Annotated in this window: 17 protein-coding genes; 9 read left to right on the plus strand and 8 right to left on the minus strand. The window is 63.6% G+C overall.

Going from position 1 to position 24,113, the window contains the following annotated elements; genetic code table 11:
- Positions 1-10: 10 nt before the first annotated feature.
- Together AC5LXK_RS30650 and AC5LXK_RS30655 are read right to left on the minus strand one after the other, a co-directional pair.
- The gene (locus AC5LXK_RS30650; protein WP_493392386.1) at positions 11-9,208 is read right to left on the minus strand and encodes a hemagglutinin repeat-containing protein; all 9,198 of its coding nucleotides are present in this window, start codon (positions 9,206-9,208) and stop codon (positions 11-13) included.
- Between the two features lie 317 nt (positions 9,209-9,525).
- A complete protein-coding gene (locus AC5LXK_RS30655; protein WP_493392387.1) occupies positions 9,526-10,413 on the minus strand; it encodes a LysR family transcriptional regulator in 888 nt (295 codons plus the stop codon).
- A gap of 127 nt (positions 10,414-10,540) precedes the next feature.
- Here AC5LXK_RS30655 and AC5LXK_RS30660 point away from each other — a divergent pair, with 127 nt between their 5' ends.
- Together AC5LXK_RS30660 and AC5LXK_RS30665 are read left to right on the plus strand one after the other, a co-directional pair.
- On the plus strand, positions 10,541-11,578 hold the full coding sequence (locus AC5LXK_RS30660; protein ID WP_493392388.1) for an aldo/keto reductase: 1,038 nt from the start codon (positions 10,541-10,543) through the stop codon (positions 11,576-11,578).
- Positions 11,579-11,830: 252 nt separating this feature from the next.
- Positions 11,831-12,307: a GNAT family N-acetyltransferase gene (locus tag AC5LXK_RS30665; RefSeq protein WP_493392389.1), complete on the plus strand. Its 477-nt coding sequence runs from the start codon at positions 11,831-11,833 to the stop codon at positions 12,305-12,307.
- An 18-nt stretch (positions 12,308-12,325) separates the two neighbouring features.
- On the opposite strand, the gene AC5LXK_RS30670 is transcribed toward AC5LXK_RS30665, so the two are convergent.
- The 3 genes from AC5LXK_RS30670 to AC5LXK_RS30680 all read right to left on the minus strand — a co-directional run bounded on the left by AC5LXK_RS30670 (position 12,326) and on the right by AC5LXK_RS30680 (position 13,843).
- Entirely contained in the window at positions 12,326-13,051 is a 726-nt protein-coding gene (locus tag AC5LXK_RS30670; RefSeq protein WP_493392390.1) for a class I SAM-dependent methyltransferase, read from the minus strand.
- A gap of 121 nt (positions 13,052-13,172) precedes the next feature.
- Entirely contained in the window at positions 13,173-13,592 is a 420-nt protein-coding gene (locus AC5LXK_RS30675; protein WP_023477201.1) for a type II toxin-antitoxin system VapC family toxin, read from the minus strand.
- The gene (locus AC5LXK_RS30680; RefSeq protein ID WP_493392391.1) at positions 13,592-13,843 is read right to left on the minus strand and encodes a type II toxin-antitoxin system Phd/YefM family antitoxin; all 252 of its coding nucleotides are present in this window, start codon (positions 13,841-13,843) and stop codon (positions 13,592-13,594) included. Before AC5LXK_RS30680 ends, AC5LXK_RS30675 begins: the two co-directional genes overlap by 1 nt.
- Positions 13,844-14,026: 183 nt before the next feature.
- Here AC5LXK_RS30680 and AC5LXK_RS30685 point away from each other — a divergent pair, with 183 nt between their 5' ends.
- The 3 genes from AC5LXK_RS30685 (at position 14,027) to AC5LXK_RS30695 (ending at position 17,107) form a co-directional block, all read left to right on the plus strand.
- The gene (locus AC5LXK_RS30685) at positions 14,027-15,028 is read left to right on the plus strand and encodes a hypothetical protein (protein WP_493392392.1); all 1,002 of its coding nucleotides are present in this window, start codon (positions 14,027-14,029) and stop codon (positions 15,026-15,028) included.
- A 221-nt stretch (positions 15,029-15,249) separates the two neighbouring features.
- Positions 15,250-15,840 (plus strand): DUF4410 domain-containing protein, encoded by a 591-nt coding sequence (locus AC5LXK_RS30690; protein WP_493392393.1) that lies wholly within the window; start codon positions 15,250-15,252, stop codon positions 15,838-15,840.
- Between the two features lie 457 nt (positions 15,841-16,297).
- Positions 16,298-17,107: a TlpA family protein disulfide reductase gene (locus AC5LXK_RS30695; RefSeq protein ID WP_493392394.1), complete on the plus strand. Its 810-nt coding sequence runs from the start codon at positions 16,298-16,300 to the stop codon at positions 17,105-17,107.
- 39 nt (positions 17,108-17,146) lie between these two features.
- On the opposite strand, the gene AC5LXK_RS30700 is transcribed toward AC5LXK_RS30695, so the two are convergent.
- Positions 17,147-18,178, minus strand: coding sequence for a LysR family transcriptional regulator (locus AC5LXK_RS30700; RefSeq protein ID WP_493392395.1), 1,032 nt, complete (start codon positions 18,176-18,178; stop codon positions 17,147-17,149).
- On the opposite strand from AC5LXK_RS30700, the gene AC5LXK_RS30705 reads away from it, so the two are divergent.
- Positions 18,177-18,776 carry an FMN-dependent NADH-azoreductase gene (locus tag AC5LXK_RS30705; RefSeq protein WP_493392396.1) on the plus strand — a complete coding sequence of 200 codons (600 nt, stop codon included), beginning with the start codon at positions 18,177-18,179 and terminating at the stop codon, positions 18,774-18,776. The genes AC5LXK_RS30700 and AC5LXK_RS30705 overlap by 2 nt on opposite strands.
- Before the next feature lie 100 nt (positions 18,777-18,876).
- Here AC5LXK_RS30705 and AC5LXK_RS30710 read toward each other — a convergent pair whose 3' ends face one another.
- Entirely contained in the window at positions 18,877-19,731 is an 855-nt protein-coding gene (locus AC5LXK_RS30710; RefSeq protein ID WP_493392397.1) for a hypothetical protein, read from the minus strand.
- Between the two features lie 345 nt (positions 19,732-20,076).
- On the opposite strand from AC5LXK_RS30710, the gene AC5LXK_RS30715 reads away from it, so the two are divergent.
- The 3 genes from AC5LXK_RS30715 to AC5LXK_RS30725 all read left to right on the plus strand — a co-directional run bounded on the left by AC5LXK_RS30715 (position 20,077) and on the right by AC5LXK_RS30725 (position 21,286).
- On the plus strand, positions 20,077-20,382 hold the full coding sequence (locus AC5LXK_RS30715) for a hypothetical protein (protein WP_493392398.1): 306 nt from the start codon (positions 20,077-20,079) through the stop codon (positions 20,380-20,382).
- Between the two features lie 245 nt (positions 20,383-20,627).
- On the plus strand, positions 20,628-20,969 hold the full coding sequence (locus AC5LXK_RS30720) for a SymE family type I addiction module toxin (RefSeq protein WP_493392399.1): 342 nt from the start codon (positions 20,628-20,630) through the stop codon (positions 20,967-20,969).
- A complete protein-coding gene (locus AC5LXK_RS30725; protein ID WP_493392400.1) occupies positions 20,966-21,286 on the plus strand; it encodes a helix-turn-helix domain-containing protein in 321 nt (106 codons plus the stop codon). Before AC5LXK_RS30720 ends, AC5LXK_RS30725 begins: the two co-directional genes overlap by 4 nt.
- Before the next feature lie 206 nt (positions 21,287-21,492).
- Here AC5LXK_RS30725 and leuA read toward each other — a convergent pair whose 3' ends face one another.
- Entirely contained in the window at positions 21,493-23,202 is a 1,710-nt protein-coding gene (gene leuA, locus AC5LXK_RS30730; RefSeq protein ID WP_493394089.1) for a 2-isopropylmalate synthase, read from the minus strand.
- Positions 23,203-24,113: the final 911 nt, after the last annotated feature.

Here is a 24,113-nt window from a genome sequence, read left to right on the forward strand (position 1 = left end):
CCTCTCCTTACTATTTCTTGGAATCTCCAGACGTTGCAATCTCTCGCGTAGCTCGGCCCACTGTCTGCCCCAGTGCGACACCCATTCCGCGGATCACCACACCCGGAATTGTCGCGATGTTTGCGATTGAGTTGGGAATACCAGCCCATCCAAACATCGAAGAGGTAAACATACCGTTATATGCTCCGAAGGTAGATGCAGCAACCAATCCGACCACGGAAAAACGTTGATCAAATCCTTCTCCTAGCGGCTTCCCGTTCAAATACCGGTCGGCAAGTGCCCCAGCACCCGCTACACCTGTATAAATTGAACCGGTTACTACGGCCCCCGTTGCTGCCGCTGTCGTCAGCGAGTATCCGGCCTGTGCAACCTTATATGCAGCAAACAGGTCTTGGGCATACGATAGCCCTGCCGACCCGCCGGAGATTATTTCTGGTGCAAGGCCGGCAGTAGCAAGACCACCAACGATCACCAGGCCCGCTGTCGGGTTTGCCACAGATCCCGGTAAAGCTCGTTGCTCCGGCGTCAACGCGCCGCCCTTGTTGCCGTACAGGAACGGGCTGTTGTACTCCGCCGACGTTGCGTGGAACAGCCCGCCACTGTTCTGGCTGATATACGCCACCGCCGTCGCATCCCCTCCCGGCCCCTTACTTGCCGTCGCATCCACCAAACGATAACCGTTCGCCAGAAGCATATTCTGCGCCTGCTCCGCAGTGAGTGACTTGCCAGTCTTTTCTTCATAGAACTTCGCGAAGTCCTTCGCCTTATCCTTCGCCCACTGTCTTTCGTCAGGGTGGAGCTGCCGGTTAAACCGATCGACGTTGTATCCAGAAAACGCCCCCGATTCCCCGCCCACGGCTGCACCGGCCCCCGTCGCAAGCGCATTCGCCACAATGTTCCCCAGCGCCTGATTCATATTGGCATTGCCGGTCGGATCACTACCCGCAATCGCGCTGCTCAGTTCGTTCAGCTTGCCCGACGCGATCGACGCAATCGCCGCACCGGCTGCACCGCCTACCGCATTACCGCCCGCCAGTCCGGTCACCAGCGCCGCGCCTGCACCTTGCATCAGTGCGCGGTTCGTTCCGCCTTCCTTCCACGCGTCGACACCTGACGGGTCGCCATTGGCCGCGGCATCCTTCATCATCTTGTCCGCGTAGTCCCCAATCCGGCGTGACACGACTTCACCCGCCGCGCTGGCCGCAGCCATCATGTCCGACTGCTTAGCCAACAGGTTCTGCATATCGGGGCGTTTGGCGACCGTACCGTTGGTGTCCGCCGTATCGCGATTCAGGCTCGCCACATCCTGCTTCTGGTTCGCAGAATCCGTAATCGTGACCGCCCCCGCACTGACGCCGCTCTTCGTCATCGCGCTATCACTGCCGCTGTCGTTCTGACCAAGCATCGGTGCGGCGCCACCCGCATTCTTGCCCGACGTGCTGCCGTGCGTGCTGTAGTTCATCCCGCCGTCACCAGTCGTCGCCCCTGCACTGAAGCCGCTCGAGCTTGCATCGTAGTGCGACTGGTTCTGGATGTCCGAGAAGGACAGCGACCCCGTCGTCAGAGAATTCTTCGACGGATCCGCATCGCTCGCGATCAACCCGCCTTTCAGATCCGTATTGCCAGTGACGTTGATATTGAAACCACCATCGCCTGCTTGAATCCCTGCTTGCTCATTGACGCCCGCATAGCTGCCCGATGCGTTGCCCTTGCTCTGGCTGAGGTTCGCACTGGCACCACCTTGACTGACGCTGAAACCACCGCCTGCGCTCGACTGATGTGCCGCGCTCGACAACGTATCCTGCACGCTCGCGATGCTCAGGTTTCCGCCCACGTCGGCATTCACCTGATTGCCTTTCACGTTCGAGCCGATGATGTTCGTGTCGCCGCCCGAGATGATCGTCACGCCGTTTACGGCGTTCACATGGCTGTTGTTCTGCGTGGCCAGGTCGCTATTGCCGTCTCCGTTGGCTTTCGACATCGCCGCCGAAACACCGAACCCGCCCGTGCCAACCGACACGCTCACGCTCGCGCTCTTCGATTCATTCGTACTGCGCGTCGAATCCGTATCCGTCGTATTGACGATATTGATCTGATTTTTTGCTGCTAGGATCACGTCGTTTGCGTTCACGTTCGAGCCAGCGATCGTCACATTGCCGCTGCCTGCCTGACCGTTGCCGGTCGCCGCAAACGCCACCGTCCCGCCCGCATTCACATTCGAACCGCGATTCGTCGCGCTGTCTTCGGAGAACGCGCTCTTGCTGTGACTACTGCCGAGGCTGGCTTCGACCTTGAACTGAGGCGTCTCGCCCGCCCCCAGCGCCCTCACCAGGTCGCCCGCGGCCTGGTTCGCGTCCCACGCCGCACTCGCCGCGGCCATCCCATGCAGCGCTGCTGCACGGCCATCCTGGCTACTGCTGGACGCGCGCGACTGCCCCACCGCGTTCGACACCGCGTCGATCACCGGCGCTTTCAATGCCAACGTCAGGCCGCTTTTCGAGACTTCCTGCGTTTCACCGCGATGGTTCTTGTCCTGCGCAGCATCGATCGCTACGTTCGCGCCTGTCCCGCTGAGATTCTTCGCTGCGACCAGGTCGCTTCCGGTCACATGCAGATCGTTTCCAGCCGTGATACTGAGGTTGCCCTTCAGCGAACCGACCGTACTGCCGTTGTTCGACACCTCGGTTGTCTGACTCGTCGTCTTAAGTGAACTGCTGCCGACCGACACCGACAGCCCCCCGCCCGACATCAGCCCGGACTCCTTCTTGTCGTAGTAGTTCGACGACTGCAAGGTATCCTGCGACGTCGTCACCGTCACGTTGCGCGCTGCCGTCAGTGTCACGTCGTTCGTTCCGACGATAGTGCTACCCTGAACATTGACGTCCTTCCCGCTGACGATATTCACGCCGTCCGCCGACACCAGACTGCCACGATTGAGCGTCATCGTCTGGTCGATACCGCTCGCGACTTTCACGCCGCTCACGACATTGCTGTGGCTATGCGTCTCGTGCGAGTTCAGCTCGTGCTTTTCGGTTGCCGCGCCGACGTTCACATCGCCGGCCGCCAGCAGGTTCGCGTTGCCCTTGTCGAGGCTGATCGCGCTGCCGGAGAGCGTAATGTCCTTGCCCGACACGATATTGACCGTATCGCCGCCCTTGAGCGTCGTCCCGGTCAGTGCCTGATCGGACGTGTGCAGCGTCTCCGCGTAGCTGCCGTGACTGTCGCTGCCCGAACTGTTGCTGTTCACCGTCGACGTGGTGCTCGCCGCGCCGAGCGTGACATTGCCCTTGGCCGCAATCGTGCCGCCCTGACCGAGATCGATCTGCGCGCCCTTCGCCGTCAGATCGCCGCCAACGACCACGTTCGACTGCCCGCCGACCGTCACCGAGCTGCCGGTGACCTTGTTGATGTCGGTGTTGGACACGCCATTCGCCCGCTGCACGATCTTGTGCTCGCCGGTCTGCACCGCACCGAGATCCCAGTTGCCGCCGACATTCATCCCGAGGTTGCCGCCGACCGACAGATTGCCCGCGTTCTGCTGGAAGTTGCCGCCGGTGACGATCGACGCATCGCCCGCGACGTCCAGCTTGGCGGTCGGCCCGAGCGTCGTCACCACGCTCGTCGCACCGTCTCGGCTCACCCGCGTGCTGGTATTCGTCACGGTGTTGAGGATCAGGTCCTTACCCGCGTCCACCTGCAGACTGCCGGCCTTCACGTTCGCCGACGTCAGGTCGACGTTGTTCTCGGTCTTCAGCGCCATCAACCCGCCGTTTTGCAGCGCGCCGAATGCGTTGTCGATCTGCTTGCCCTGGATCGCCAGCGTGTTGTCCGCCTTGATCGTGCCGCTGTTCGTGAATGACTGTGCGTTCTGGAAGTCGATGTTCGTCGCGCTGATCAACGGGCCGTCGATATTCTGCTGGCTGGCCTTCGCGAGATACACGACCGGCACGAGCACCGACTGGCCGTCGACCACGCGCGTTTCCATCATCACCACATTGCTGGTCAGCTTCGACACCTGATCGGCCGACAGGCTCGCGCCTACGGCCAAATCGAGCGACTTCGACAGATCCGCACCGGCTGCCATCAGCGATTGATACATCGTCTGCAGATCCGCATACGGTCCGAGCACCGCCTTGCCGGTCAGCGCGGTGACTTCGTTGCGCACGAGCTGCTGTTCGTAAAATCCGTCGCCAAGACGCTTCGGAATATGCGTGAGATCGACGCCGATCTGCCCGAAGAAGTAGTCGCTCGAAATGAAATTCTTCTGGTTCGTGAATGCCGGATTTGTCTCGATCACGTAGTTCGCGTTCGGCGCGGTGGTCGGCCGGTAGAGCCCGCCCTGCGGAATCGTGAGGTTGTTCAGCACGTTCAGTGCCGTCGCACTGGCGATGACCGGATCGACCGGCACCGGCGGGCCACCGTGCACCGCTGAAGCCCCTGATTTCGCGCCGCTCGCGTCACCGCTCAGGTTCGTCGGCGTGAGACCCGGCACCGACTGTCCCGGCAGCAAGCCGAGCGACGGAATCGATGCGTTGCCGGCCGTGTTGTTGACACTCACGCCCGTACCAGAAATCGTACCGTTCGAACTCGTCGTCGAAAAATAGCCAGGCAGCTTGTAATCCTTGATCGATGCCGGTGCCGCCTGCGTGTAACCGCCCGGTCGCCCCGTCACGAACGGCGCGTTGCCGAACGGCAGTTGCCAGTCGTGTTCGGTGTTGTCGTAGTTGTTGTAGTGATACTGGCCCGAGTAGGAGACCGACACGCCCGGCAGATTCTGACCGGACGCCGCCCAACCGTCGGAGTCGTAGTGGGCCGGCATCTTGATGTCGCCGACTGCCGCGAGGTTGCTCCAGTAGTTTTGCAGCGTGCCGACCGACGACGCATCGATCTTGCCACCCGACACGATCTGGGCGGCCGGGCTGATGTCCGTCACGGTCGTCGCCGTCGCGCTGTCCGCGTAGTAGGTTGTCTTCTGGTAGCCGCTGTTCCACTGCCCGCCATGAGGCGGATCGGTCGGAACCCCACCCACGAAATCCAGAAAAAGTTCACGCACTTCGGGCTTGCTCAGGTCGGCCCAATTCACATCCCGACCGGAGCAGGCCTCCATGTGGATCGCCACGCATCCGGACATGCTGATGCCGAACTGCGCAAGCGATGCCGGATCGATCCGGCTCGTGGACGTCTTCATCACGCGCCGCGTGCTCGTCACTTTGTCGGCATGCAGTTCCATGTCGCCGCCCGACTGGATCAATGCCGACACGTTATTGACCAGCGCCGCGTTCGTGTAATTGCCGCTCGCGTCCTTGCCGCCTGCCAGCACGACTTTGCCCATGCCGAAGATGGCGGTCGTCGCCATCGAGTCGTTCGCGGTCGTGTCGTCGCGGTTTTCGATATCGCGTGCGAGGATTTCGAGCGTGCCGTTGCTGTCTGATGCACCGATGAGTGCGGTCGGCCCAATGTTCGAGATCGTATTCGTCGCGTTGAGCGACGCGCTGGCGCCCACGAGTGCGCCCGTATTGGTCAGGTTGGTCGATTGCGTACGCAGCAGGCCGCCGGCAGTCAGCGCACCGACGTTGACGATGTTGCCCGCGTTGACGCTCAGGTTGTTGACCGACTCCAGATTCGCATTGTTCGTGAAGATGCCGGGCAGCGTGAAAGCGAGATCATGACCGACGTTGAATCGGGTATCGGACGCTGTCGTGTAATCGCCCTTCAGGTTCACGTTCGCATCATGCGTTGCGCTGTACGTGCCGCCGCCCTGCAGGGTGGTCGCCGCGACCGTCAGGTCGTGCGTCGAGCTGATCTGGCCGTTCGTGTTCGTGATCGCGCCGGTCGTCGCGACGTTCACGTCGCCGTTCGAGTTCGCGACATTACCGATAGTGCCGCCACTATTGTCGAGCGCACTCCCCTGGACATGCAGGGATGCGCCGCTGAGCTGACCGCCTTGCGTGTTGCTGATCGACGCTGCCCGGATCGTCACATCGCCGTTGCCGGTGATCGCACCCATGCCAGACACGCGGCCGGCATGACTGTTCGCGATCCGGCTGCCGCCTTGCACCGTCATCTTGCCCGCACCGAGATCGACAATGGCGCCGTCCGCGTTGTCGATCGACGCCGATTGAATGTCGAGCGTGCTGGTGTCGCCGACGGTCGATTGCCCGGCCTGAACGTGACCGCCACGGTTCGACAACGCACCGCCGCTCGTCAACGACAGTGACGTGTCCGATCGCAGCAAGCCCTGCGCGTTGTTCACGTCGCCCGCGATCGTAGCCTTGATACCGCGCTGCGCGGCAAGAATGCCGCTCGCGTTGTTCCAGCTGCTCGCATCGACGATCGCTTGCCCCTTCGTCACGATAGTGCCCGACGCGTTGTTCAGTGCGCTCGCCCCATTGCCCGGCGCGATCGTCAGCGTGCCCGCACCCGCATGCGTAATGGTGCCTCCCGCGTTATTCAGCTCGGCCGGCTCAAGCGTCAGGTCCGTGGCGTTGGTCTGGATCACGCCGGCGGCCGAGTTATCCAGCATGCCACTGACGTTGATGCCCATTGCCGACGAGCCGTATTGCGTGATCGTGCCGCCGTGGTTGACGAGGTTGGCGGCCACAAGCGCAAGCTGATTGGCCTCGAGCTTGCCGCCGCTGTTGTCGAGCATCGAATCGGCAGTGACAGACAGGTTCGGCGCAACGATCGAGCCACCCCGATTCGTCATGGAGCCTGTGTGGATCGTCGCATTCGTGCCGGCACCGATCTGGCCGCCGTCGTTCGACAGCGTACCGCTGGTAATGCTGGCGTCCGTGTTCGACAACAGCTTGCCGCTCGCATTGTTCAACGTGCCGGCGACGGTTGCGGTCAGTCCGTTCTGCGCGTTGATCGAGCCTGCCGTATTGTTCAACGCGCCGGTTTGCGCGACGACGCGCCCGTTGCTTGCGATCGAGCCGCCCACGTTCGACACCGAACCCGAACCGCTTCCGAGCGTCAGTGTGCCGTTGCCGGCATGCGTGATCGTGCCGCCGTCGTTGACGATCGCGGCCGGCGCGAGCGTCAGGTCGGTACCGTTGGTTTGCAGCGTGCCGCCGTTGGAATTGTCGAGGGTGCGCGACACATTGACGGCTATCGGGCCAGTTCCGGTCTGCGTGATCGTGCCGCCATGGTTCACGAGGTCGGTCGCCGTCAACGACACCTGGCTCGCCTGCACGGTGCCGGCGCTGTTGTCGAGCGTCGCTGCGCTGACCGTTGCCGCCTGGCCGACAATCGAACCACCGCTGTTCGTCAGGTGCGCGCCGGCATCGACCAGGATGTTTTGCGCAGCCTGCAGGGTACCGCTGCCGTTATCGACCGACTGGCCCGCAATACGCAGATTCGTGTTGGACGTGATCGTGCCGCGGTTGACAACGTTTGCGCCGCGGACCGAAACATCACCGTTGCCGCCGATGACACCGCCTTGCGCACCGTTCGCGGTAGCGCCCGCAGCGTTGGTCAATTGGCCGCTCGTCGTCACCGACAGACCCTCGCCGTTGAGCGACGTGATCCGACCTGCCGTGTTGTCCAGTGACGCACCGGCCACCGTCATGCCGGCTGCGCTTTGGATGGTGCCCTGGTTGTTCGCGAGGGCACCGCCCTGGATGTCCGCCGTACTCTCCGAGATCAGCTCACCTGACTGGTTGGCGACCTGGCCGGCCACGTTGACCGACAGCGGCCCCTGCGACGAAACCTTGCCGCTCCGGTTCGAGAGCGCGCCACCGGTCAGCGTCGTGCTGCCGCCGCTCGACAGGCTGCCGTGATCGTTGATCACCGTGCCGGATGCATTCGTCTGAATGGCGCGTTGTGCGCTCGTCGTCGCGTTCGACAGATTCAAGTCGCCTGCCGTCGCGTTCAGCGACAGATTGCCGTTTGCCGCCGTCTGGCTGCCGGCGAGATTCACACTCGCGCCGGTCAGCGCCGCATTGCCGCCCGCTACGTTCTGCCCCGTTGCGCTCAACTGGCCCGAGGCCGTCAGGCTCAGATCGCCGCCCTGGCCGACCGAACCGTCGTTGTTCACGCCCGCGCCAAGCGTGCCGGTCGAATTGACGCTGCCGGCATTGACCGTCGTGTTCTGCTGTGCAGCGAGCGTCCCGGTGTTCGTGAGATCGGCACCTGTGCCGGCCGACAGCGATTGCTGCGCGTATGTGGTGCCGCTGTTCTGGATGCCACCTGCGGCCGACAACGCAACGTTGCCGCTCGCGGTCGTCTTGCCCGTCAGTACGAGCCGGCCGTTCGACTGCAGCGTCAGGTCGCCCGCCTGCGCCGCGATCGTACCGGCGTTGGCCACCCCCACACCGTTCTCGTTCGAGGCGAGGAAGATCCGATTGCTGTACATGCCGCCCAACTGGCTCACGTCGATTGCAACCGCCGGGGCCGGGCCGTCGCCGGCGATCGGTGTCGCCGCGAGCGTGTCGTGGTTGACCTGGGCGGCGCCTGCGATCACGTTCAGATTTTTTGCGTAGACCGCCGCGTTCACCTGCACCGCGCGTGCAATCAGATCGACCTGATCGATATTGGCCGCATTCAGGCCTGCGCCTGCAACGGTCACGAGGCCGCGGTTGACGTTGTAGCCGGCAAGCGCCCCGTCGGCACCGTAGAACGGCACGCCGGTTGTCAGGGTCGCGCGACTGGTATTGAGAAAGCCGCCGCCGTCGACAAAAATCCCGGACGGGTTAGCGATGACGAGTTCCGCGCGAGCGCCTGCTATCTCGACTGTGCCGCGGATCTGCGACGGGTTCGGGCTGTTGACCTGATTGACGATGATGCGCGCAGCCTGCCCGGCTCCGTAATTCGGATTGCCGTTGATCCAGCCCGCTTGCTGTGTCTGAACCAGCGTGGCCGAGTTGTTCAGGATCGCGCCGGCCTTTTGAACATCGAACTGGTTGTAGGTGTTGACCGATACGCCCGCACTCGATGGACGCGCCACGTTGACCTGCGGCAAACCGTTAGGTGTCTGGATCACCTGCGTGCTGGTGCCCGGCGTCGGGACGATCTGCGCACCGGACAGGGTGGGCAACATGCCGAGCGCGGCAACGCCCGCCATCACAACGCGAGCGCCGGACGTCGACGACCGCCGCCGCGCGCGCACCTCGCCCGTTGCCGACTTCCCCTCGGCCGTCGCAGTCTCCGCGACGGCCACCACCATTCCCCGAAGCCTGGAATACACCAGGCGGTGCGTGTTCTTGTTCATTCTCGCCGACGCGGCCTGCGTCCATTCGTTTGGTTATTGAAAGCGAGCTTACTTAAATCCCTACAAATTACTGTCAGAAATTGCCAAACTGTTGAACGAGAACCACAAATTTCGAATTTCTGTCTCGTCTGATTGACGCGTGATCGGACATCTCGGCCCGAGTTTCCAAAGCGGAGAGACGGCTTAAAGTTTGTTTATTTCCTTAAAGTATTCAATACGCATTCCGAATTAAAACTATCGTTCAATCTTCATGCGCTGCGTCGCATTCGACACTACGACTGCTGAATTGACATTGAATGGCGTCCGGCGCCGCGCGCTCACGCCGCCGTCAACGCCAGCACCAGCCTGTCGATCAACGCACGCACCCGCCTCGGCTGCGCGGCACTGCCCGGATAGACGATCTGCAGATCAACTTCGCCCGGCGAGAACGCACCGAGGACTTCAACGAGCGCACCGGACGCCAGATCCCGCTCGACGTCGACCAGCGACTTCAGCGCGACGCCATGCCCCGCGATGCACCACGCGCGCACGAGCGCGCCGTCGTTGGCCACGCGCCGGCCGCGCACCATCACACGCTTCGGTTCGCCGTCGATGCTGAACGGCCATTCGGCATACAGCTCCTGTCCGAAGCGCATCACGATGCAGTCGTGAGCAGCGAGATCGTCCGGATGCGCGGGCGTACCGCGCGCCGCAAGATACGCCGGCGACGCGCACACCACGCGCCGTGCCCGGCCGAGCGAACGGCTGCGTAGCGAACTGTCCGCGAGCGTGCCGCGGCGAATCGCGAAGTCGAGCCCTTGCCCGACGAGGTCGACATAGCCGTCGCCGAGATGCAGGTCGACCGTCACGCCCGGATGCTCGGCCAGGAATGCATCGACGACCGGCACGACGCGCTCGCGCCCGAGATCGGCCGGCGCGCTCAGCCGCACGGGCCCCGACAGCGTCTGCACGCCCAGCCGCACGCGGCTTTCGAGCTCGTCGGCCTCGGCCAGCAGGCGCCGCGCGCCGTCGACGAGCGTGCGCCCCTCGTCGGTCAGGCTGATCGCGCGCGTCGTGCGCGTGAGCAGCGCCGCACCGTAGTGGCGCTCGAGCGCCGTCAGCCGCTCGGACACCGTGGCCGGCGACAGGCCGACCTCGCGGCCTGCCGCGGCCAGCCCGCCCTTCTCCACGATGCGCAGGAACAGCGCGAGGTTGTCAAGCAGCATTGTTCGCCTCTTCCGAAGGATATTTTCGCTATCTTCAGGATTATCAGGAAAAGTCGCAAACGGTACAGTGATCGCCTGACCCACGACACGCGGCCCCGCTCCGCACTCACGACGAGAGGAAACGCACATGGAATACCGCACGCTCGGCCGCTCCGGCCTCAAGGTTCCCGTCCTGAGCTTCGGCGCAGGCACGTTCGGCGGCACCGGCCCGCTGTTCGGCGCATGGGGCAACACGGGCGTCGACGAAGCGCGCCGCCTCGTCGACATCTGTCTCGAAGCCGGCGTCAACCTGTTCGACACGGCCGACGTGTATTCCGACGGCGCATCCGAGCGCGTGCTCGGCGCCGCGATCAAGGGGCGGCGCGACCAGGTGCTGATCTCGACGAAGACGGGCCTGCCGACCGGCAGCGGCCCGAACGACGCAGGCACGTCGCGCGCACGGCTCGTGCGCGCCGTCGACGATGCGCTGCGCCGCCTCGACACCGACTACATCGACCTGCTGCAACTGCACGCGTTCGACGCGGGCACGCCGGTCGAGGAAGTGATGTCGACGCTCGACGATCTCGTGCGTGCAGGCAAGCTGCGCTACATCGGTGTGTCGAACTTCGCCGGCTGGCAGATCATGAAATCGCTCGCGGCAGCCGACCGGCACGGCTGGTCGCGCTACGTCGCGAACCAGGTCTACTACTCGCTCGTCGGCCGCGACTACGAATGGGACCTGATGCCGCTCGGCGCCGACCAGGGCCTCGGCGCGCTCGTATGGAGCCCGCTCGGCTGGGGCCGGCTCACCGGCAAGATCCGCCGCAACGCGCCGTTGCCCGAAGGCAGCCGCCTGCACGAAACGGCCAGCTACGGGCCGCCGGTCGACGACGAACGCCTGTACGACGTGGTCGACGCGCTCGACGCGATCGCGGAGGAAACCGGCAAGACGGTGCCGCAGGTCGCGCTGAACTGGCTGCTGCAGCGGCCGACCGTGTCGTCGGTGATCATCGGCGCGCGCAACGAGGAGCAGTTGCGCCAGAACCTCGGCGCAGTCGGCTGGGCGCTGACCGATGCGCAGATTGCAACGCTCGACGCGGCGAGTGCGGTGGAAGCGCCGTATCCGTACTTCCCGTATCGCCGGCAGGCAGCGTTCGCGCAGCTCAATCCGCCGATGCGCGGGTAAGCACCCGCGTCGTACCCGTCGGCGGGATCGATGTCCGCGAAGTCGCGATCGCGGTCGAGCCGTCGACGCATCCTGCACGTGTTGCCGGCGCTTCGTGATCGCGTTGCGCGAATGCTTGACGCGTAGCCGTGGCACCAGAAAGCGTGGTCGTCATGGGCCTACCCGTCGTGCCGCGAACTGCCTATCGTAGAGACCTGCGACGTGCCTGCCGGACGGGTAACGCGCCCAACCCTCTTCGAAAGGTTCGCAAACATGAGCGCCACCGACACGGGCCTGACCGTACGCGCAGTGCGGGAAGACGACTACGACCACTGGCTGCCGCTGTGGGACGGCTACAACCGCTTCTACGGCCGCTTCGACGCCACCGCGCTGCCGCTGTCCGTCACGCAGCTCACGTGGTCGCGCTTCTTCGACGGCTACGAACCCGTGCATGCACTTGTCGCAGAGCGAGACGGCCGGCTCGTCGGGCTCGCGCACTTTCTGTATCACCGCAGCACGACGCACGCCGGGCCGTCCTGTTACCTGCAGGACCTGTTCACGCTCGACAGCGAACGTGGCAAGGGCGTCGGCCGCGCGCTGATCGAAGCCGTGTACGACGCCGCGCGCCGGCATCGCGCCGAACGCGTGTACTGGCAGACGCACGAGACGAATCACACGGCGCAGCGGCTCTACGACACCGTCGCGGAAAAAACGGGCGGCATTGTTTACAGGAAGGCGCTGCCGCGCTGAGAGCGCGGAGCCGGGCGCTCACCCCAGCGGCCGCGCCTTGATCCACAGAAACAGCGGCACGCGCGCCCACTGCTTCAGCTGATCCGTATCGGCATGATCGGGCGGCGGCTCGCGCAGCGACGCGATCGCGAACCCGGCCGCTTCCAGCGCCTCCATGTACGCCTGCAGCGGCAGCGACCAGCCCGCGAAGTGCATCGACAGCCCGTCGCGCGTTTCCACGCCGTCGAAATGCTCACGCCCGAAATAGCTGCCCTTCAGCACGAACGGCGCATCGGGTTGCGGCCCCGCGAAGCCGCCGCGATCGCGGAACGGATGCACGAGCGAGATGAACAGCGTGCCGCCCGGCTTCAGCACGCGGCGGGCCTCGTTCAATGCGCGCTGCATGTCGTCGAGATCCATCAGCACGTTGTACGCCATCACGAGATCGAAGCTGGCTGCGTCGAACGGCAGCGCCGCCGCGTCGGCCAACTGGTAGTGATGCGCCGAATCGGCGTGGCGCGCGGCGTCGAGCATGGCGGGCACCGCATCGCTCGCGGTCACCTCGTAGCCGAGCGCCTTCAGCTCGCGGCTCACGCGGCCCTCGCCGCAGCCGATTTCCAGCGCGAGGCCGGTGCCGCGGCCGATATACGCCGCGAGCCCCGCGCGGTATTTCCAGAACGCATCGTGCCCCGGCTTGCCGGCCCAGCCGATCCATTGGTCGGCGACCTGCGCCCAGTGTTCGGTAATGGCTTTCGTGTCGGTCATGAGGGCTCCCGATCGGTAGGCGTCGTTGGCTCAGGATGCGCATGGTAAGCCGAAGCAAATCGACACGCGATCGCACTCAAGCGGAATCCGATTTCCGTCGTGAGCAAGTTGATTGATTCGCTCAATCCCACGGATTCAGGATAGCGACACCGGTTTCAACAAAATCGGCAACGTTGCGTGTCACGACCGTCATCCCATGCACGATCGCCGTCGCAGCAATAAGCGCGTCCCGCTCGGACCGCCGGTCCGGCACATGAAGCCGTGCGCATCGTTGGGCAACTGCGGTATCGACCGGCAACACGCGACCGGCGAACTCGGGCAGCACATGCCCGTCAAGCCATGCCCTGAGCAGCGCGCCCTGTTCCGCGTCTCTGCGCTCGATCTGCAAGACACCTGTCTCCAGCTCCATGATCGTGATGGCAGAGACAAACAGCACCGACGCATCGACGGTCGAACACCAGGCCGCCACGTTCCTGTCCGCCTTGCCCGCCCGCACTTTCCGGAGTTCCGAAACCACGTTGGTATCGAGAACGAACATCATCAGAAATCGACCGCCTTGATCTTGACGTTTGCGCGCGGCGGATCGAACTCGATGTCCTCGACACCCGGCATGGCGAGCGAGTCGGCAATGTTGCGCCGCTGCCGGGTGAGACGCTGGTATTCCTCGAAACTCAGCAGCACGTGGGCAGGCCTGCCGCGGTCGGTAATGAACACGGGCCCATCCTTTGTCGCCTTCTTGGCTTTGGTCACGTCCTGGTTGAGTTCGCGACTCGAGAGCGTGGTGATGGTCACGATGAACTCCTGGAATTCATATATGTAGGTATGTTACTACAATAAATGAATCCACGTTGCTCCTTGCCCTGCGCGCCGGGTTCCTCGCGATACCGGCCGCAACGTCCTACAGTTACGAGAAACGACCCGCGCCACCGCGCATCGCCCCGCTCGACGATGCGCCCCCGATTCCGAGGACAGTCCATGCCGAGCATCCTGGCCGCCCAGGCCAATCTCCCCCCGAGCCCCGTCGCGGCCGAAACGCGCATGGTGCACGATGTGGCGACGCTGCAGCCGTCCGACTACCGTTCGGCCGATGGTGCATCGTGGGTCATCTCCACCCTCACGCCGGCCAAAGACAGCGGCGAGAACGTCACCGGCGCGACGTATTTCGACACAGCGAAAGGCAGGACCGTCGCCGTGCCCGATGCACGCCGCCGCTATGCGAATCGCGGCACGTGGCAGGTCGTCGCGAGCTCGAGCCCGTCGGTGCCCGCGACGGGCCGCTACGACTGGCTGACGCTCGCGTGGCTGCCGATCAACCGCCGGCCGCTGCCGCAAACGCCCGAGCACCTGTATTCGCCGTTCATTCGCGGCGGCACGATCGTCTATCGGTGGAATCCTGCGGCGGAAGGCGGCGAGCAGTTCGGCAACGTGCGCATGATCTTTCCGGCGTGGACGCAGCAGGTGGCCGACGCGCTGAGGTCTGCGCCGGCTGCGGCGCCCGACGGCGCGTCGACGGCCCCGCCTCCACTCGATCGCCTGAAAGCGGACACGAATCCGATGACCGCCGTGCTCGACTTCAGCGATGCGCTGCGCGAGGAGCCGGTCGAGCGGGTCGTCGCGCGGCTGCCCGAATTGCTGCAGGTGAAGGACTTGCATGAACTGTCGGCGATCGTGTTCCTGTGCCTGTCCGGGTCGCGCGCGGAAGACCGCCCGCGCTTCGCCGAGACGATCAACGGCGCGATCGCATCCACCGACGACAGCGCCCGCCTGCTCGCGATCGCGTACGGCGCGTTCGCGGCGGGGCGATCGCGGCCTTATCCGTTCAACGATGCGGGGCAGACAGCGCGCATCAACGACGTGTTCGGCGCATTGAAGCAGCGCACGGCAGCGCTCGGCGTACCGGTTGCGCAAGGGTCGCCGTGGTACGAGTTCTTTACCGCGTATCGACTGGGTGGGGCGGCGTCGGGCAACAGCCAGTAATCGCCTGCCCATTGCCGACGCCGTGACGGCAATAGCCCGCCTCCAGCGCCAGTCATCACTCATCACGCATTAATCCGGTTATTCATCGACGTAAAAACACCACGCCGATTAAACACCGAATCGATTTTCGATCCATTCGACTATTTGAATCGGATCGCTCGTGTTAAATTTCCGCTCGGCCACAGAGCCAATTCTAATAACCCCAATCAAAAGACCAAATCATGAAATCTCTTATCCGTCATGCCGCTCTGGCATTCGTGACGATCGGCTTCCTGTCGGGCTGCGCCAGCAGCGTGACACGCGACGCCAGCGATCCGGCAGGGGCTGCCGTGACCGCATCGACGACCCATTTCGGCACGAAACCCGTGTTCGTGAAGGTCACGCTCGACAATGCCGCGCAGGAAGCGTTGAAAGACAACCTGAAGTTCGACGCGAAGAAGCTGCAGGAGAAAATCGAAAGCGCACTGGACGCACGCAAGCTGCTCGCCAAAGCGGATTCAACCGATGCGATGCACCTGAATGTCGAAGTCACCGGCATTCGCGTGCGATCGAGTTTCTCGGCCGTGATGTTCGGCTTCATGGCCGGCAACGATTATGTCGACGGCACCGTCACGCTCACCGATGCCGACAATCGTCCGGTCGACCACTTCAAGGTGTCGGCGTCGTATGCGCTCGGTGGCATCGCCGGCGTCGACAGCATCCGCATGGACTGGCTGTACGAGAAATTCACCGAGAAGACGCTCGCGACACTCGATCCGGCGACGGCGGCCACGCAGAGTGACGCAGCACCGGCAGCATCGAAGAAGCTGTAAAGTCCGCCGCCCGACGGATCGCGCATGCGCGGCCCGTCGGGTCATGGCGGCAGCCCCTATGCCGCCGCCATCGAACGGGTCCGCCGGACGCGAGCCGACCGCCACAAGACACACCCGCACGACGATAAAAAAGCGGACTCTCACGAGAGGAGCGGGCGTCAAGGAGAGATCCCCGTTCGGGATACCGGAGGCCACTGCACCTTACCAGCCGGTATCGTGTTGACGAGCGGTATTCCACTGATCATCGGACTGGCCTGATTCGCTGCACGCCCGCGTGAAAACGATGCAGTCCCGCCCCCCACACGCATCGAATCCGCAATACGCCGTTACGTTCTCGAAAGGAACCCGCGTGCGCGAATGCCGGTCGAACCGCGTCACGACCGTCGACGGTTTCCTCGCCGCGGCGGACAATCAGTTCTCCTGCCCCGCTCGATCACCCCTCCACCCTTCTTACTTCATGCTGAGCATCGGTCCCTTCTCGATCCGCGTCGTCGCGGTAGCTGCCGCCGCGCTGCTGGCGTGGCTCGTCGCGCGTATCATCCAGCGCCGCCCGCCGGACGGGCATCACAAGACCGCGCCGAGCCTGATTCTCGACGTACTGCTGCTCGGGTTGATTGCCGCGCGTGTCGGCTATGTCGCGCAATGGTGGCCAGACTATGCGGCATCGCCGCGCTCGATCGTCTCGCTCGGCGACGGCGGCTTCGACTGGCGCATCGGTCTTGCGGTCGCGCTGGTGTTCGCGGGCTGGCGCCTGCGCCGCTTGCCCGCGCTGCGCCGGCCGGTGCTCGCCGGCATCGTCGCGGGCCTCGGGGCGTGGGGTATCGCGCAAGGCACGCTGGCGACGTTGCAGCAAAGCGCACCGCCGCTCGCCACGATGCAACTCCAGGCGCTCGATGCAACGCCCGTGCTGCCCGCGAGCTTCGTCGGCAAGCCGGTCGTCGTGAACCTGTGGGCAACATGGTGCCCGCCGTGCCAACGCGAAATGCCGATCCTCGAACAGGCACAGCGCGATCATCCGGGCATCACCGTGTTGATGCTCAACCAGGGCGAAAGCGCGCAGGTCGTGCGCGCGTTCCTCGAACAAAAGGGCCTGCGCTTCGATCACGTGCTGCTCGATCCGTCGCTGCACACGATGCATGCATACGGTTCGCGCGGGTTGCCGACCACGCTGTTCTTCAACGCAAAAGGCGAACTCGTCGAATCGCACATGGGCGAGCTGACCGCCGCGCGGCTGAAGGATGCCGTCGCGCAACGCTTCGGGCAGTAACGCTCGTCGGCTGGCGGAACGCGGCGCTACGCTCCTTCGTCACATCCGCGCTTCGACCGCCGCCAGTCGCGCGGGAAGATGTTCCAGCAGTGCGTCGACGGCGGCCCGGACTTTCAGCGGAAGATGCAGCGTGTATGGCCACACGGCCTGGATCGGATAGATCACGCCCGGTCGATCGGCCAGCAACTCGCGCAACGCGCCGCTGCGCAGCGCGTCGCGCACCAGCCAGTACGGCAGCCACGCCACCCCGAGATCGGCAACGGCCGCATCCATCAGCGCGCGCAGGTCATCCGACAGCAACCGGACGGCGGGCTGCAATTCCACGCGCTGGCCGTCGACGATGACGGGCCAGCGATGCACCTGACCAAAGCGCGTGTAGGCCAGCGCCTTGTGCTGCGCCAGTTCCTCGTAGGTCCGCGGTTCACCGAAGCGATCCAGGTAAGCCGGAGACGCGCAGAACGCCATCCGGTGCTCGCCCAGCGGACGCGCGACCAGCCCGCTGCTGTTCGGCAACGTGCCGATCCGGATCGCGAGATCGAAACGCTCCTCGATCAGATCGACGGACCGGTCGCTGAACGACAGATCCAGTTCGAGATCGGGGTGCGCCTTCGCCAGTTCGATCAGGATCGGCGCAACGCACAGATGGCCGAACAGCGTCGGCATCGACACGCGCAGGCGCCCTTTCATCTGCCATTTGCCGGTTTCGAGCAGCGCCTCACCCGCCTGGATCTCGTCCATCGCACGCAAGCAATGCTCGTAGAACAACGACCCTTCATCGGTCAGGCTCTGGCTGCGCGTCGTGCGCTGAAACAACACGACACCCAGCCGCTCCTCCAGGCGCGCGATGCTCTTGCCGACCGCCGAGCGCGTGATGTGCAGCTTTTCCGCAGCCTGCGCGAAGCTGCTCGCTTCCACCGCGGCGACGAACACGTCGATGCCTTTCAGGTTGTTCCGCATGCCATTGAGGACAAATACGCTACACAATGCGTCGATCTTATCGCTTTTGGCGATAAAAAGTGAATGATAGGATCGATTCCAATCCTCACCATTCGCAACGGAGTACGCCACCATGGCCCGGATCCTCGCCCTCAAATCCAGCATCAACGGCAGCCAGTCGCAAACCGGGACGCTGATCGACACGTTCCTCGCGCAGCGCCAGGCCAACGGCCACACGGATGAAGTAATCGTGCGTGACCTCGTCAGCGACGACCTGCCGGTGCTCGACAGCGAGCTGTTTCACGCGCTGCGCGGCGCGGAGAATGCGGGCGAACGCGCGCAGCATGCGATCGCGTTGTCCGACAAGCTGATCGCCGAACTCAAGGGCAGCGACCTGCTGCTGATCGGCGCGCCGATGTACAACCACAATGTGCCGACGCAACTGAAGAACTGGTTCGACCTCGTCGCGCGTGCACGCGTGACGTTCCACTACACGGAGACCTATCCGATGGGCCTCGTCGAAGGCGTCAGTGCGATCGTGTTCAGCTCGCGCGGCGGTGTGCACGTCGGCCAGGCGACGGATGCCGTCACGCCATACCTGCGCGCCGTGCTCGGCCTGATGGGTATCAATGAGGTGGACTTCGTCTATGCCGAAGGGCTGGACATGAAGCCGCACGGATTCGATGCCGGCCTGGAGAATGCGCGCAAACAGATGGAAGCGCTGCATGCATGAGTGGCGGGCGATTGCGGGAGCATGAACAAATCGTCGCGCGCAGGACAGACGAGATCAGGTACCGGACCCAGTCGTGATGAACTCCGGCACCCTACGCACATCAACGGCACGCAAGGACCACCACCCCGCCCATTCCCTGCGTGCTTGACGACGTGGTCGCATAGCCGACGGCGACTAACGGCTGAGTCGCATCGTGACCCACGACGACCGACTGAACCGACAACTCGCCGCCCGTCGACACGCCATTCAGCGGCGACTGTGCGTTCGTCAGCGTATAGCGCTCATTCGACAGATTGATCGACAAGCTCAGGTTGTTGAGGGTGCGCGTCGCAAGATCCAGCGTGGCCGAACTCGATCCGAGCGTGCCGCCGGGGCCACCGTAGTCGGTCGACACGGCGTCTGCAATCAATTGTGTACACGCCAGCGTGCCGCTCGTTGCAGTCAACGACAGCGGCGTGCCTACCGCGTAGTGCACGCCTTGCCCGCGGCTATAAGTATTGCCGTCCGTGTCCATGGCCTGGTTCCAGCGACCGATCGCTACATCCGCACCGACACTCTGAATCTCGGTCACCGCCCCATGGTCGAGCCCGAGGCAGCCAGTCGCGTCAGCCGACGACGCAAGCGTCGTAAACGCACCGCTTGCCTGCTGAACCTGACTCGATGCAGGCGCATTCGGCGCCGTGAAGTTTCTGTTCTTTTGATAAGCCACCGGCAGATTGGGGACCACTACCACGGCCAATCTGCCGTTGCTCGCCTTGATCTGAGATGCGGAGCCCGAATAAGTAAAGCTGCCGGCAGGTCGGCATGCCGCCTGGGCCGAAGGCGGCGCTGTGGTACCCGGCTCGGGCGTCACGGTCTGGCTATTGTCCGACGCGCCGCCGTCGCCACCGCCGCATCCGGCCAACACGACTGCCGATGCCGTCACCCCAGCCGAAAGCAGTTTCTTCACTTGCATCTCGTTCCTCTCATTCCGTGTTCATCGTTCTTCGTTCTTGACCACACCTACTGACTGGCGAACGATAAACGCGACTCGATGCGTTGCCGCGTCAAACAGGATGAACCGTATGAAATACGCGACGAAAACCTGCAAATCTGACTTGTCTTATTGTCACGACATTAAATCATCCAAGCCAAACTCATCTCGCACGAACGGAAATCACATGATCAAGTATCACCACACGCATTCCCATATACATCGATATCCTAATCAATATAACTAAATCTGATATCGATAAATGCTTGTCGAAAACAGATCCGGCCCGCCTGGAACGCAATGTCTCGCCCGGCAATCTTGATTTGCGTGACACACGATACCGGCCACGATCGAATCGGGCCCGCGCGTCAGAGGAGCCGTCTGCCGAAAAAACGCTCGCGCATCGAGCCAATCAATTCGATACGCGCGTTTGCGGACAATTTTTCACAGTTTCTGCAACTGATCGGCGTATCCCGTCTGCTCGATGACCGAGCTAGCGTCGAACATCACGACCGCGTACCGATAACGACTGATCTCGACGCGCCGAACCTTGATGGCACAACGCTTTCACGCGTGTCTTGCGTGCTGCTGGCTCTACCGGCGGCCGCGCATGAATTGCGAGCGCATCGTTGAAGAGACGATCACGCAGTGCATCGTCCGAATGGCCAAAGTTAGGAAAACGCATCTTTCCGTAACCCGCCCCAATCGCGACTACGCTACAGTGGTTGGGCGTTTTCGCAAGGATGAGCGACTATCGAGCACGTCATGCATGTGATGTGCCTTGTCGATAAAAATCCGTCGTGTAAACGAGCGCGGCCCGCAGGTGCAGGAACACCCACGAGCCGCTGACCGCAACCAACTCAACACAGGAGTTAGCCATGGCTGACGCGAATCATAGCGCACCGGTTTATTTCCACGATTGTTTCGCCACCACACAGGCGTCGCTTCGACATCGCCGCATCGTTCCCCACCTCCGACTCACCGACATGGCACCGCCCGTGTTGCATCTGTGGATGAAGCTGTCTGGCCGGTGGATCGAGGCAGCGGGTTTCGTTCCCGAGCAGCGCCTGCGCATCGAGGTATCGCACAAGCGGCTGGTGATCACGCCGATCGACGAAAGCGACTGCGATTCTTTCGCGAACGAACGATTCCCCGATCTCGATCCCACGACGGAGCAGCAGCCGCAACCGCTCTCGCTGATGACGGAAAACGCACAATGAATCGCAACGCCCCGAACCCACATACCGACGACGTGCCGGCCGATTTCGATTTCTATGACGTCGGGGAGCTGGCGGCCAAGTCCGCGCTCGTGCTGAAGCTCAACGCATTGATGGCGTCGCGCGGCCTGAGCGACGATGAAGCTGCGGTGCTCACGGAAATGGCCCGACCGGTGGTCACCCCGGAGCAGCGCGACAGGCTCCGGAACGTTTCGCTGGATCAACTGATGCTCACGTTGGTAGCGTTTGGGCAGCAGGTGGAAATCGTCGTGCGCCCTGCCGGGCACTCGACTTCGGCAGGCATCACGGTTTCAGTCTGACGGCCGAAGCTGGGCTTCCCCAAGGTTGGTCAATCACGCGTCCGATAGCGGATACGTACCCCGCGGCCCCCACGTGCGCGGGACAAGGCACGGTCCGGAACTGAAGCAAGCGCTGCACGACGCCCTTGCCGGGTCATGCAGCAGCAACGAAACGGCCGACGAGACTGCCGCGCCGGAGCGCCCCGGCGCGGCCACCCCGGCCCCGCTTACGCGACGGCCTTCACCGCGGGCCGTGCGCCAAAAAACGTCGCCTGCACCGCTTCGTCCGCACGGGCATACGCGCGGTTGACGCCGCTGATCACCGCACGAATCGACGCGGTCGTCAGGTTCGCGTCGACGCCAACCCCGAATGCACTACCGCGCACGCCCGTGCCGGCCATCTCCGCGATCGCGATCGCCTTCGCATCGGCGCCCTGCGACAGCGCGCGTTCCTCGTAGTGCTGGATCCGCAGCGGCGTGTGCAGTGCATGCATCAGCGCATCGAGCGGGCCATTGCCTTCGCCGCGCAACACGCGGCGCTCACCGTGCACGTCGGCGGTCAGCACGATCGTCTCGCGGCCGTCGCGTTCGGTCAGCTCGTGGCCGACATAGCGCAGCGGCGCATCGCCTTCGACGTATTCCTGCTGGAACAGCGACCAGATCTGCGCGCTCGTCACCTCGTGCCCGCTTTCGTCGGTCAGGCGCTGCACGGCCGCGCTGAAATCGACCTGCAGGCGCCGCGGCAGCGCGACGCCATAGCCCTGTTCGAGCAGGTACGCGATGCCGCCCTTGCCCGACTGGCTGTTCACGCGAATGATCGAATCATAGGTGCGGCCGAGATCGCTCGGATCGATCGGCAGGTACGGCATTTCCCATACGGCGTCGGGGCGCTGCACCGCGAAGCCCTTCTTGATCGCGTCCTGGTGCGAGCCGGAGAATGCGGTGAACACGAGGTCGCCGACATACGGATGGCGCGGGTGGATCGGCAACTGAGTGCATTCTTCCGACGTGCGCGCGACTTCATTGATCTGCGAGAAGTCGAGGCCCGGATCGACGCCCTGCGTGTACAGGTTCAGCGCGAGCGTCACGAGATCGACGTTGCCCGTGCGTTCGCCGTTGCCGAACAGGCAGCCCTCGATCCGGTCGGCGCCGGCCATCACCGCCAGCTCGGCCGCCGCGACCGCGGTGCCGCGGTCGTTGTGCGGATGCACGGACAGGATCAGCGAATCACGGCGCGCGAGGTTGCGGTGCATCCACTCGATCTGGTCCGCGTAGAAGTTCGGCGTGCCGACTTCGACGGTGGCCGGCAGGTTCACGATCGACTTGCGCTCGGGCGTCGGCTGCCATACGTCGAATACGGCATCGCAGACTTCCTTCGCGAAATCGAGTTCGGTCGCGGTAAAGGTTTCCGGGCTGTACTGCAGCGTGAACTGCGTGTCGGTCGCCGCATCCGCGCAGCGCTTGATCGTGCGGGCCGCGTTCACCGCGAGCTGCTTCACGCCGTCGCGATCGAGCCCGAACACGATCTTGCGGAATTCCGGCGCAGTCGCGTTGTACAGGTGCACGATCGCGCGTTTCGCGCCGCGCAGCGATGCGAAGGTGCGCTCGATCAGGTCGTCGCGCGCCTGCGTCAGCACCTCGATCGTCACGTCGTCGGGGATGTGGCCGCCCTCGATCAGTTCGCGGACGAAATTGAAATCGGTCTCCGACGCGGACGGGAACGCAACCTCGATCTCCTTGAAACCGATCGCGACCAGCGTCTTGAACATCCGCATCTTGCGCGCGGCGTCCATCGGCTCGAACAGCGCCTGGTTGCCGTCGCGCAGGTCGGTGCTCATCCAGATCGGCGCCTGCGTGATCGTGCGCGACGGCCACGTACGGTCCGGCAGGTTGACGGGCGTAAACGGTCGGTACTTCGTCGCGGGGTTCTTCAGCATCATGATGTTCGGTCCTCGGTCTGTGTGTCGGGAAACCGCTGCGCGGCGGCTCTCGGTGGGAGAGGCCAGCTGCGCGCGCAGCGGTGACGGCGATGAAACGGCACAACGGCAAAGCAGTACGGCGAACGACAGCCTTGGCGGTTGAGCGACCGGGACGGAGCGGAGCGATACGGAAAAAAGACGAACTCAGGCGCCGGTCGATAACCGGGGCCAGGTCGGTGATACGGGGGAAATCTGGCGCTTCAGGAAAGAAGCAGATGGAAAGCGCGCAGCCGCAGACCCAGCCCGGAGAAACGGGCTAGTAGTCGTAGCGAGAAGAGGGGCTGGGCGGCTTGCATGGCCGGAATCAAATCACAGGGTGGCCGGGGCTGTCAACGGGGGCGCGTGAATCGCGCGGCTTTTTGTGTGCGCAGAATCAGTCCCGTCCGATAGGCGGCGGCTTTCCCCGTCGATATGCTTCACGGGTGCGGCGCCGGTGGGGTCCTATTCATGTTCGGAGTGAGTCGGTCCAATCCTCTTTGCCGGTGGCCGCACCCCTTCCCCTTGCGATCGGGCTTCGGTGCGGGCGTTCGACGGTGGCCGGTGGGCGCGGCCACGACAGAGATGCTGATGTTGAAACAGACCGCTGCCATATGCGAGCGACGAGCGTCTGCCCCGAAGCCCGATTGTCCCTCCTGCCCTCCGCCCCTCCCGCCGGCACGGCCACGCATCGTTCAATAAAACGATACGCGCATCGATATCATTTCCCGAACACGGCGGCATTCACCTCATTAAGACCATTTCATTCAATCGATTAACCCTGATTTTTGATTTATCGAACAATAATCGTTCCAGAACGAATATTTTTTCATTTATTTTTCGGCATGCTCGCGAGGTCGCATTTCAAACTGCAAACGTTTGCGCGACGGGCA

It is taken from the genome of Burkholderia pulmonis, from assembly GCF_984667975.1.